The sequence below is a fragment of the Streptomyces sp. NPDC060198 genome (assembly GCF_042728415.1).
In the GTDB taxonomy this organism is placed as follows: domain Bacteria; phylum Actinomycetota; class Actinomycetes; order Streptomycetales; family Streptomycetaceae; genus Streptomyces.
Window position 1 is genome coordinate 1 of the sequence record NZ_JBHWZJ010000237.1, and the last position, 11,254, is coordinate 11,254.

The 11,254-nt window shown below is 71.5% G+C and carries 9 protein-coding genes and 1 pseudogene; all 10 read left to right on the forward strand.

The window, feature by feature from the left end:
* The first annotated feature begins 172 nt into the window (after positions 1-172).
* Complete coding sequence (locus tag ACFWEP_RS24395) at positions 173-1,237, forward strand: mechanosensitive ion channel family protein (RefSeq protein WP_387372872.1); 1,065 nt, start codon at positions 173-175, stop codon at positions 1,235-1,237.
* A 204-nt stretch (positions 1,238-1,441) separates the two neighbouring features.
* The gene (locus ACFWEP_RS24400; RefSeq protein WP_387372873.1) at positions 1,442-2,665 is read left to right on the forward strand and encodes an ROK family transcriptional regulator; all 1,224 of its coding nucleotides are present in this window, start codon (positions 1,442-1,444) and stop codon (positions 2,663-2,665) included.
* A gap of 62 nt (positions 2,666-2,727) precedes the next feature.
* The gene (locus ACFWEP_RS24405; RefSeq protein ID WP_387372875.1) at positions 2,728-4,059 is read left to right on the forward strand and encodes an ABC transporter substrate-binding protein; all 1,332 of its coding nucleotides are present in this window, start codon (positions 2,728-2,730) and stop codon (positions 4,057-4,059) included.
* A 6-nt stretch (positions 4,060-4,065) separates the two neighbouring features.
* The gene (locus tag ACFWEP_RS24410) at positions 4,066-5,007 is read left to right on the forward strand and encodes a carbohydrate ABC transporter permease (protein WP_387372877.1); all 942 of its coding nucleotides are present in this window, start codon (positions 4,066-4,068) and stop codon (positions 5,005-5,007) included.
* Positions 5,008-5,010: 3 nt separating this feature from the next.
* Positions 5,011-5,916, forward strand: coding sequence for a carbohydrate ABC transporter permease (locus ACFWEP_RS24415; protein WP_387372879.1), 906 nt, complete (start codon positions 5,011-5,013; stop codon positions 5,914-5,916).
* 1 nt (position 5,917) lies between these two features.
* Complete coding sequence (locus ACFWEP_RS24420) at positions 5,918-7,183, forward strand: 6-phospho-beta-glucosidase (protein ID WP_387372881.1); 1,266 nt, start codon at positions 5,918-5,920, stop codon at positions 7,181-7,183.
* Entirely contained in the window at positions 7,174-8,148 is a 975-nt protein-coding gene (locus ACFWEP_RS24425; RefSeq protein ID WP_387372883.1) for an N-acetylglucosamine kinase, read from the forward strand. Before ACFWEP_RS24420 ends, ACFWEP_RS24425 begins: the two co-directional genes overlap by 10 nt.
* A gap of 375 nt (positions 8,149-8,523) precedes the next feature.
* Positions 8,524-9,903 (forward strand): hypothetical protein, encoded by a 1,380-nt coding sequence (locus ACFWEP_RS24430; RefSeq protein WP_387372885.1) that lies wholly within the window; start codon positions 8,524-8,526, stop codon positions 9,901-9,903.
* A gap of 62 nt (positions 9,904-9,965) precedes the next feature.
* Complete coding sequence (locus ACFWEP_RS24435; protein WP_387372887.1) at positions 9,966-10,991, forward strand: glutamate ABC transporter substrate-binding protein; 1,026 nt, start codon at positions 9,966-9,968, stop codon at positions 10,989-10,991.
* A gap of 44 nt (positions 10,992-11,035) precedes the next feature.
* Positions 11,036-11,254: pseudogene (locus ACFWEP_RS24440) on the forward strand (hypothetical protein); the annotation flags it as partial.

Consider the following 11,254-nt stretch of genomic DNA (forward strand, 5'->3'; position numbering starts at 1 on the left):
ACCGTGCGGGGCGGAGGCGACCGTGCGGCGGGCGGTCGGTTTCGCGAAGAAACGCGGCACAAAGGTGTGATTTCCGGATGAGATGCGTCTCTCGGTGGGCTGCGGACATCATCCGGGCCGCGCCCGTCGTTAACCTGGTTGATCCGCTGTCGCCCGTGCTGGAGGTCCCACCGTGTCCCCGTCCGTTCTGCTGGCCGCCACTGTGTCCACAGGGTCGGGAGGCTCGCTCGACGAGGCAGCCCGGCAGGCCGGCGACGCCGCGGGGTGGGTCGAGCAGAACTGGTCCACCTGGCTGAGCACCGGCCTGCGCATCATCCTGATCGCCGCCGTGGCGATCGTGCTGCGCTACCTGATCCGCCGCGCCCTCACCAATCTGATCGAGCGGATGAACCGCAGCGCCCAGGCCGTGGAGGGCACCGCCCTCGGCGGCCTGCTGGTCAACGCCGAGCGGCGCCGCCAGCGCTCGGAGGCGATCGGTTCCGTACTCCGGTCGGTGAGCTCCTTCCTGATCCTCGGCACGGCGGCGCTGATGATCCTGGGCGCTTTCGAGATCAACCTGGCGCCCCTGCTGGCCTCCGCCGGTGTCGCCGGTGTCGCGCTCGGTTTCGGCGCGCGCAATCTCGTCACCGACTTCCTCTCCGGGGTCTTCATGATCCTGGAGGACCAGTACGGCGTCGGGGACACGGTCGACGCCGGGGTCGCTTCGGGCGAGGTCATCGAGGTGGGGCTGCGCGTCACCAAGCTGCGTGGCGACAACGGCGAGATCTGGTACGTCCGCAACGGCGAGGTGAAGCGGATCGGCAACCTCAGCCAGGGCTGGTCCACCGCCGGAGTCGACGTGACGGTCCGGCCGACCGAGGACCTGGACCGGGTCCGCGCGGCCATCACCGCCGCGTCCGAGGTCATGGCGAAGGAGGAGCCGTGGAGCGAGCGGCTCTGGGGCCCGGTGGAGATCCTCGGCCTGGACGCCGTACTGCTGGACTCGATGACCGTACGGGTCACCGCGAAGACCATGCCGGGCAAGGCGCTGACCGTGGAGCGCGAGCTGCGCTGGCGCATCAAGCGATCGCTGGACGAGGCGGGCATCCGCATGATCGGTGCCGCGCCCGCGCAGCCGGAGGGCGAGTCGAAGGCCGATCCGACGGCGGCGATGGCCGCCCCGTCCGCGTACGCCTCGGCGACCTCGCCGCAGTCGCTCGCCGCGACGCCGCTCGCCCCGCCGAGCATCACCAAGTAGCACGACCAGTACTCCGGAGGGCCCTTGCGCGATGGCGCGGGGGCCCTCCCCCGTGTTTCGGAGCGGGCTCCCACGCACCCCTGCGGGTAACGCTTTCGTTGCCCGGTCGTCCCGCGGCCGTCTCCCCTTGACGCCCCGGGCACGGACGCCTATTTTCCTCTCACCGGATAGGAAACTTTCCTAACAGAGAGCGGACCCACCTCCATGCCAGGAACCACACCGGGCGCCGGCGTCCCCGGCACCCCTCGGCTGCTGCGCGCCATGAACGACCGCGCCGCACTCGATCTGCTGCTGGAGTACGGCCCGCTCTCACGCACCCGGATCGGCAAGCTCACCGGTCTCTCCAAGCCGACCGCCTCGCAGCTGCTGGCGCGTCTGGAAGCGGCCGGACTGGTACGGATCACCGGCACCACCGAAGGCCGCCCGGGGCCGAACGCGCAGCTGTACGCGGTCGATCCGGGGGCCGCGTACGTGGCCGGGCTCGACGTGAACGCCCAGCGCATCGTGGCGGCGGTCGCCGACGTCACCGGTGAGACGGTGGGCGAGTTCGAGCTCCGCACCCCCGGCCGGGGCGCGGAGAGCGCGGTCGACCAGGTCGTCCGGGCGCTGGACGCCGCGGTGGAGCAGGCCGGACTGGACCGGTCGGTGATCCACCGGGTCGTGATCGGCACCCCGGGCGCCTTCGACCCGGGCACCGGCCGGCTGCGCTACGCCTCGCACCTGCCGGGCTGGCACTCCCCCACCCTGCTCGACGAGCTGGCGGCGGCGCTGCCGATGCCCGTCGAGTACGAGAACGACGTGAACCTGGTCGCGGTGGCCGAGCAGCGGCGCGGGGCGGCCCGGGGCCACGACGACTTCGTCCTGCTCTGGAACGAGGAGGGCCTCGGCGGCGCCCTCGTCATCAACGGCCGGCTGCACCGCGGCTTCACCGGCGGCGCCGGGGAGGTCGGGTTCCTGCCGGTGCCGGGCACCCCGCTCGTACGCCAGGTCGTCAAGGCCAACAGCGGCGGCTTCCAGGAGCTGGCGGGCGCCCAGGCGATTCCCCGGCTCGCCGCGTCGCTGGGCATCGACACCCCGCAGCAGCCCTATCCGGAGGTCGCGGCCGCCCTGCTGACCCGTGCCGCCGCCGAGTACGGCGAGGACGAGCGGTTGACCGAGCTGCTACGGAGTTACGCGCAGCGGCTCGCCACCGGGCTCGCCTCCCTGACGGCCGTGCTCGACCCCGGGCTGATCGTGCTGGCCGGCGGGCTGATCTCGGCCGGCGGCGAACGGCTGCGCGCGCTGATCCAGTCCGAACTCGCCGAGCTGGCGGCCTCCCGGCCCCCGCTCGTCCTCGCCGAGACCGTCCGTCTGCCGGTCCTGCGCGGCGCCCTGGAACGGGCTCTCGCGGACACCCGCGACGAGGTGTTCGACACCTCCCGCCCCTGACCTCCCGATCGCACCCCCGTCCCTCTGTTGCCTCTCCTTCACCCCGTCCAAGGAGCTTCGCCATGCGCAGAAACAGCCTCACCACCGCAGCCGTCGCGGTCGCCGCGATATCCGTCCTCGCCACCGCGTGTACCGGCCAGTCGCAGAGCGGCGCCTCGGACGACCCGAACGCGAAGACCACCATCAACTTCTGGCACGGCTGGAGCGCCCCGTCCGAGGTCAAGGCGGTCCAGGACAACGTGGACCGGTTCGAGAAGGCCCACCCGAACATCAAGGTGAACGTCGTCGGCAACATCAACGACGACAAGCTCAACCAGGCCCTGCGCGCCGGGGGTTCGAACGGCCCGGACGTCGTCTCCTCGTTCACCACCTCGAACGTCGGCAAGTTCTGCTCGTCCGGGGCGTTCGCGGACCTGACGCCGTTCATCGAGAAGTCGAAGCTGGACCTGGAGAAGACCTTCCCGAAGGTGCTCCTGGACTACACGCAGTTCGAGGGCAAGCGCTGCTCACTGCCGCTGCTCGCCGACGCGTACGGGCTCTACTACAACAAGGACGCGTTCGAGAAGGCCGGCATCGCCGCACCGCCGAAGACCCTCTCCGAGTTCGCCGCCGACGCCAAGAAGCTCACCGTCACCAAGGGCGACAGCTACCAGCAGCTCGGCTTCATGCCGACCTTCCACGGCTACGAGTCGGTCGCCGACCACTACCTGGGCTCCTGGGACCACACGTACTTCGACAAGGACGGCAAGTCGAACATCGCGAAGGACCCGGCCTTCGCCGAGATGTTCACTTACCAGAAGAAGCTGGTCGAGGACCTCGGCGGCTACGACAAGCTGGAGAAGTACCGCGGCTCCTTCGGTGACGAGTGGGGCGCGAAGCACCCGTTCCAGACCGGCCAGGTCGCCATGCAGATGGACGGCGAGTGGCGGCTCGGGATGGCCGAGGAGGCGGGGGCGGACTTCGAGATCGGGGTCGCGCCGATGCCCGTCGCCGACGACGAGGCCGACACCTACGGCAAGGGCTTCCTCTCCGGCACGATCATGGGAATCGCGCCCGCCAGCAAGAAGCAGAACGCCGCGTGGGAGCTGGTCAAGTTCATGACCAGCGACACGCAGGCGGTGGTCGACTTCGCCAACGGCATCAAGAACGTGCCCTCCACCTTCGCAGCGCTGAACTCGCCCGACCTGAAGTTCGACCCGCGCTTCAAGACCTTCCTGGACATCGCGCAGAACCCGCACTCCAACACCCCGGACGGGGCCGTCAACGGCTCGACGTACCAGCAGACCCTCCAGGACTTCGGCTACCAGTACGAGAAGGGCGCGGTGAAGGACCTCCAGGCCGGTCTGGAGAAGACCGCCGCGCAGATCGACACCGACATCGCCAAGGCCAAGTAACCAGCGATGACCACCTACACACTCCGCTCCAAGCGCCGCAGGTCGGCGCTGCGCACGCTGGCGTTCCTGTCGCCCTGGCTGATCGGCTTCTGCTTCTTCTTCGCGTATCCGATGGTCTCGACCGTCTACTTCTCCTTCACGAAGTACGACGGGTTCGGGGCGCCGGTCTTCAACGGGCTGTCGAACTGGAGTTACGTCTTCACCGACTACCCCATGTTCTGGCCGTCCCTGCGGAACACCCTCTGGCTGGTGATCGTCATGGTCACCTGCCGGGTGGTGTTCGGTCTCGGCGTCGGGCTGCTGATCACCCGGATCAAGACCGCCACCGGGCTCTTCCGCACCCTCTTCTACCTGCCCTACCTCGCGCCCCCGGTGGCCGCGACCCTCGCCTTCGTCTTCCTGCTCAACCCGGGGACAGGGCCGGTCAACTCGATCCTGGGCGACCTCGGGCTGCCGACGCCCGGCTGGTTCAACGACGCGACCTGGTCCAAGCCGGCGCTGACGATGCTCGCGGTCTGGGGCATCGGCGACCTGATGGTGATCTTCATGGCCGCGCTGCTGGACGTGCCCGCCGAGCAGTACGAGGCGGCCGAGCTGGACGGTGCCTCCGCCTGGCAGCGGTTCCGCTTCGTGACCCTGCCGAACATCTCGCCCATCGTGATGTTCGCCGTGGTCACCGGGGTCATCCAGGCGATGCAGTACTACACGCAGCCGCTGGTGGCGGGGAAGGTGGCCTCCGGCATCATCGGCGGCTCCGGGCAGTCCTTCGAGCCCGGCTATCCCGACAAGTCGACCCTGACGCTCCCCCAGCTCGTCTACAACCTCGGCTTCCAGCGCTTCGACTACGGCTCCGCCTGCGTCGTCGCCCTGGTCCTGTTCGCCCTGGCCATGGCCTTCACCGCGCTGCTGATGCGGGGCCGCAACAACCTCGTCCAGGCCGGTGACTGACTCATGACCCAGCTGCTCGACACGCCCGGCACCACGACCGGGACCGCCCGAACCTCCCGTACGGCCGCCGAACGGACCGCCCGCCGCAAGGCGCTGCTGCGGTGGATCGCGGTGCACTCGCTCGGCGTCGCCGCCGCGCTCTTCTTCGTCCTCCCGCTGGTCTTCGTGGCTCTGACCTCGCTCATGAGCGACCAGCAGGCGCTGACCCGCGACCTCACCCCCGACACCTGGGAGTGGGAGAACTACCGGCGGGTCTTCGACACCCCCGGCTTCCTCACCTGGTGGCGCAACACCCTGCTCTACGCCGGAGCCGGCACCGTGCTGACCGTGGTGTCCTCGGTGCCCGTCGCCTACGCGCTCGCGAAGTTCCGCTTCAGGGGCCGCAAGCTGTCGCTGATGCTGGTCGTCTCGATGATGATGCTGCCGCCGCAGGTCGTGATCATCCCGATGTACCTGTTCTGGGCCAAGCAGATGGACCTCTCCGGGACGCTCTGGCCGCTGATCATCCCGATGGCCTTCGGTGACGCCTTCTCCATCTTCCTGCTGCGCCAGTTCCTGCTGACCATCCCGGACGAGTACCTGGACGCGGCGCGGATCGACGGCTGCGGCGAACTGCGCACCCTGCTGCGGGTGGTGCTGCCGATGGCGAAGCCGGGCATCGCCGCCATCGCACTGTTCCAGTTCTTCGCCGCCTGGAACGACTACTTCGGGCCGCAGATCTACGCCTCCGAGAACCCGGCCGCCTGGACGCTCAGTTACGGCCTGGAGTCCTTCAAGGGCGCGCACCACACCGACTGGAACCTGACCATGGCCGCGACCGTTCTGGTCATGGCCCCCGTGATCGCCGTCTTCTTCTTCGCCCAGAAGGCATTCGTCGAGGGCGTCACACTGACCGGAGTGAAGGGCTGAAATGAAGCTCGCAGTAGTGGGTGGCGGGTCCACCTACACCCCCGAACTGATCGACGGGTTCGCCCGCCTGAGGGACACCCTGCCGATCGAGGAACTCGTGCTCGTCGACCCGGCGGCCGACCGCCTCGACCTCGTGGGCGGCCTCGCCCGGCGGATCTTCGCCAAGCAGGGCCACCCCGGCACCATCACCACCACCTCCGACCTGGACGCCGGGGTGGAGGGCGCCGACGCGGTCCTGCTCCAGCTGCGCGTCGGCGGACAGGCCGCGCGCAACCAGGACGAGACCTGGCCGCTGGAGTGCGGCTGCGTCGGCCAGGAGACCACCGGCGCGGGCGGCCTCGCCAAGGCGCTGCGCACCGTGCCGGTCGTGCTGGACATCGCCGAGCGGGTCCGCCGCACCAACCCGGACGCCTGGATCATCGACTTCACCAACCCGGTGGGCATCGTCACCCGGGCGCTGCTCCAGGCCGGCCACAAGGCCGTCGGCCTCTGCAACGTGGCGATCGGCTTCCAGCGGAAGTTCGCGGCGCTGCTGGACGTCTCCCCCGCCGAGGTGCACCTCGACCACGTCGGGCTGAACCACCTCTCCTGGGAGCTGGGCGTGCGCCTCGGCGGCCCGGACGGCGAGAACGTACTGCCGCGGCTGCTGGCCGAGCACGGCGCGTCCATCGCCGCCGACCTGCACATGCCGCGCGAGATCGTGGACCGGCTCGGCGTGGTCCCGTCTTACTACCTGCGGTACTTCTACTCCCACGACGAGGTCGTCCGGGAGCTCGGCACCAAGCCGTCCCGGGCCGCCGAGGTCGCCGCGATGGAGAAGGAACTCCTCGCGATGTACGGCGACCCGAAGCTGGACGAGAAGCCGGCGCTGCTCGCCAAGCGCGGCGGCGCCTTCTACTCCGAGGCGGCCGTCGACCTGGCCTCCTCGCTGCTCGGCGGGGGCGCCCCCACCGTGCAGGTGGTCAACACCCGGAACAACGGCACGCTGCCCTTCCTCCCCGACGACGCGGTGATCGAGACCCAGGCCCGCGTCGACGGATCGGGCGCCGTCCCGCTCGCCGTACCGGCCCTGGACCCGCTGTACTCCGGGCTGATCGCCCAGGTCACCGCGTACGAGGACCTGGCGCTGAAGGCGGCCCTGCACGGCGGCCGGGACCGCGTCTTCAAGGCGCTGCTCGCGCACCCCCTGGTCGGACAGTACGAGTTGGCGGAGGGCCTCACGGACCGGCTGGTCGCGCACAACCGGGAGCACCTCGCGTGGGCATGAACGCTTCTGTCCTCGCCATCGACGCGGGCAACAGCAAGACCGACGTGGCACTGATCGGCGAGGACGGCACGGTCCTCGGCACGGCCCGGGGCGGCGGCTTCCAGCCTCCCGTCGTCGGGATTCCCGCCGCGCTGGACGTGCTCGCCGCCGCCGTGTCGGGGGCGTTCGCCTCGGCCGGTGAGCCGGTGTCGCCCGTCGCGCACGTGTCGGCCTGCCTCGCCAACGCCGACCTCCCCGTGGAGGAACTGGAGTTGACGGCCGCGCTGCACGCGCGCGGCTGGGCCCGGACGGTCGAGGTGCGCAACGACACCTTCGCCATCCTGCGCGCCGGGGTGGACGAGCCCCGGGGCGTCGCCGTGGTCTGCGGCGCCGGGATCAACTGCGTCGGCATGCTCCCGGACGGCCGCACCGCGCGCTTCCCCGCCATCGGCCGGATATCCGGCGACTGGGGCGGCGGTTCGGGGCTCGCCGAGGAGGCGCTCTGGTTCGCCGCGCGCGCCGAGGACGGCCGGGGCGAGCCGACCGAGCTGGCGCGTGCGCTCCCGGCGCACTTCGGGCTCGGTTCGATGTACGAGCTGATCGAGGCGCTGCACCGGGAGCGCATCCCGTACGAGCGCCGGCACGAGCTGACCCCGGTGCTCTTCGCGACGGGCTCGGCCGGTGACCCGGTGGCGCGCGCGGTGGTGGACCGGCTCGCCGAGGAGGTCGTCGCGATGGCCTCGGTGGCGCTGGACCGGCTGGGGCTCCTGGAGAGCCACGTTCCGGTGATTCTCGGCGGCAGCGTGCTGGCCGCGCGCCACCCGGACCTGGACGGCCGGATCGCCTCGCTGCTCGCGGCCCGCGCGCCCCGCGCCCGGATCAGCGTGGTGGCACAACCACCCGTGCTGGGGGCCGCGTTGCTGGGCCTGGACCACACGGGGGCGGCGCCCGAGGCGTACGCCAGGCTGCGCGCGCGGTACGCCTGAGGGTGCGCGGGAGGGCCCAGCGGCTGCTCCCCGGGGGCCGGCCGCCGGGCTTCGGTCCGTCAACTCCGGTACGACGGGGTAGCTGACGCCCCTCGCGTACGGGAACCGATCAGTTGTCCCGATCGTGTTCACACCGGGGGGAATCGGTCCGGTACGGGGCGGCCGTGGGACGGGGACGCAGGGTCGCCGGCACCGCGCGAAGGCCGCGCTCACGGCCGGCACGGCTCCCCCGCCGGTACGGGAAGACGCGGAGAGCGGTATGAGATCCAGGTATTCCTGGTGGATGCCGGTCCCTGCGGCCATACTTCAGGCCGGGCGCCACTCCTCCGATCGGCCGGGGGCGACGGCGCCGTCAGTGACCGAGGGGGAAGTCGAGTGACACACCCGCCGATCGGGGGCCCGCCGCGACAGCACGGAGCGGAGCGGGTGTCCGGCGTGCCCGCGCAGCGGCGCGGGACGGCGTCCACGCCGGTGGGGCGGCTGCGTGGCGCCGCGACGACCGAGCCGGGCCGGCTGCGGATCGTCACGGCCGTACTCGCGCTGCTCGTCGTGGCGTTCGGGGCGGTGACCGCCGTCGAAGCCACCGGGCGGGCCGCCGCGGCGGACGACGTGGTGAGCCGCAGCCAGCCGCTGAGTGCGGACGCGGCGGCCGTCTACCGCTCGCTCGCCGACGCGGACACGATGGCGGCGAGCGGCTTCCTCGCGGGCACCGAGGAACCTTCGAGCGTCCGCGCCCAGTACACGAAGGACATCGAGAACGCCTCCCGGCTGCTGGTGAAGGCGGCGGCGAACACGGAGTCCGGCACCTCCTCGGGCCGCGAGATCCGCACGATGAACGAACTCCTCCCGGTCTACACCGGCCTGGTCGAGCGGGCTCGCGCCAACAACCGCCTCGGGCTTCCGCTGGGCGGCGCCTACCTCCGGTACGCCAACCAGAAGATGAGCGGTGAACTCCTCCCCGCCGCGGAGCGGTTGTACGTGGCGGAGACGGGCCGGCTCGACACGGACCAGCGCGACGCCCGGCAGTGGCCGCTGGTCGCCCTCGCCGCCGGGTTCATGGCGCTGACCGTGCTGGCCTGGGCCCAGCGCCGCGACTACCGCCGGACCAACCGGGTCTTCAGCCCCGGGCTGCTCGCCGCGACCGCCGCGACCGCCGCCGTGCTGGTGTGGCTGTCCGTCGGCCAGACGCTGGCCAGGACCGAGCTGCACGACGCCATGGCGAACGGCCAGGCCTCGCTCGACGTGCTGAACGACGCCCGGATCGCCTCCCTCAAGGCGCGCGCCAACGAGAACCTCACCCTGGTCGCCCGGGGCGCGGTGCTCACCGCCGACGGCTCCGCCGACCAGTACCAGACCGACTACGCCTCGGACATGGACGCGCTCCGCAAGGAGCTGGGCGAGGCGGGGAAGCTGGCGGACGACGACCTCGGGAGCGCCCCGGTGGCGACCGCCGTCCGCAGCGTGACTGAGTGGCAGAAGCGCCACGCCGACGCCCGCGAGACCGACGACGGCGGGGACTACGAGGGCGCGCTCGCCCTGGTCATCGGGGCGAAGGACTCCACCGGCGAGTGCTTCTCGAAGGTGGACGCCGCCCTGGAGACGGCCCTGGCCCATGAGCAGGAGCAGTTCGACGCGGCGGCCGGGAAGGGCCGTGGCGCACTGGACGGGCTGCCGGTCGGGGCGGGGGTCCTGGCGTTGCTGGGAGCGGTCGCCGCGATCACGGGGACCGGCCGGAGACTCGGGGAGTACCGGTGAACGAGCGAGCACCAGGGCCGGTCGACGAGCCCGCGGAGGCAGGAGCGGAAGGAGGGACCCCGATGCCACGGACGCGGACCGGCAGGGGCAGCCTGCGTGGCTGGGGCGGGGTGACGGCCATGGCCGTGGCCTGCGTGCTCACCGCGCTGTTCGCCCTGCTGCCGCTCGGGCACGAGACCTCCGGCTCCTTCGCCGGCGGCTCCGGACCGGGCGCGGCCCCGGCCACCCAGGTGCGCGCCGACACCTGCGAGAAGCCGGAGGCGAGCCTGCCGCCGTCCCGGACCGACGGGCCGGGGGTGGAGCGGATCAAGGAGCGCGGCAAGCTCATCGCCGGGGTGGACCAGAACAGCTACCGCTGGGGTTACCGCAATCCGGCGACCGGGAAGCTGGAGGGCTTCGACATCGACCTCGTCCGGGCCATCGCCCGGGACATCCTCGGCGACTCCTCCAAGGTGGTGTTCCGTGCCATCCCGACCAGCCAGCGGATCGCGGCGCTGGAGAGCGGCCGGGTCGACGTGGTGGTGCGGACGATGACGGTCAACTGCGCGCGGCTGAAGCAGGTCGCGTTCTCCACCGCCTACTTCCAGGCGGGCCAGCAGGTGCTCGCCCCGGTGGCCTCGGACATCACCGGGTACAACGCCTCGCTGCGTGGGAAGCGGGTCTGCACCGCCGAGGGCTCCACCGCCTACGAGGCCCTGAAGAAGCAGTCGTACGGCGCGGCCTTCGAGGACGCGCACGACGGCACCGCCGAGGACGAGGACCGGCTGACCGTTCCCAGTCAGCTCGACTGCCTGGTACGGCTCCAGCTCGGCGAGGTGGACGCCGTGGTGACGGACAACGCGCTGGCGGCGGGCCAGGTGGCCCAGGACCCGACGGTGGAACTCAAGGGCGGCCCGTTCACCACCGAGTACTACGGTGTCGCCGCCAAGCTCGGCTCCGACGACCTGGTGGCCCGGGTCAACCAGGTGCTGGCGGACTACCGCAGCGGCGGCGCGGGGAGCCCGTGGATGCGCTCGTACCGCACGTGGCTGGAGGCCGGACTGCCCGGCATCACGGCGCCCCCGGCGCCCACGTACCGGAGCAACTGATCCCGCCGGCCCACGGGCCGTCGGGGAGAGCGGAGAGGTGAGCGATGGGCGTCGCGGGACCCTTTCCCGGCTACGCGGCAAGGCCCCCGGGACCGGTCATGGACCGGGACGAGGCGGACCGTGCGCTGGCCCGGCTCGGTGCGGAGCACGAGGCGATCGAGACCTCGCTCCTCGCCCTGCAGGACCACGCGGGCCGGCGTCTCCTGGAGGGTGCCGACCTGACCGGGGTGACCAAGGAGCGCTGGGCGACCACCGAGCGGTCG

Excerpts from the sequence above, each read along its gene's own strand:
- ACFWEP_RS24400 (WP_387372873.1), top strand. The coding sequence starts at position 1,442 with ATGCCAGGAACCACACCGGGCGCCGGCGTCCCCGGCACCCCTCGGCTG.
- ACFWEP_RS24420 (WP_387372881.1), top strand. The coding sequence starts at position 5,918 with ATGAAGCTCGCAGTAGTGGGTGGCGGGTCCACCTACACCCCCGAACTG.
- ACFWEP_RS24410 (WP_387372877.1), top strand. The coding sequence starts at position 4,066 with ATGACCACCTACACACTCCGCTCCAAGCGCCGCAGGTCGGCGCTGCGC.
- ACFWEP_RS24405 (WP_387372875.1), top strand. The coding sequence starts at position 2,728 with ATGCGCAGAAACAGCCTCACCACCGCAGCCGTCGCGGTCGCCGCGATA.
- ACFWEP_RS24435 (WP_387372887.1), top strand. The coding sequence starts at position 9,966 with ATGCCACGGACGCGGACCGGCAGGGGCAGCCTGCGTGGCTGGGGCGGG.
- ACFWEP_RS24415 (WP_387372879.1), top strand. The coding sequence starts at position 5,011 with ATGACCCAGCTGCTCGACACGCCCGGCACCACGACCGGGACCGCCCGA.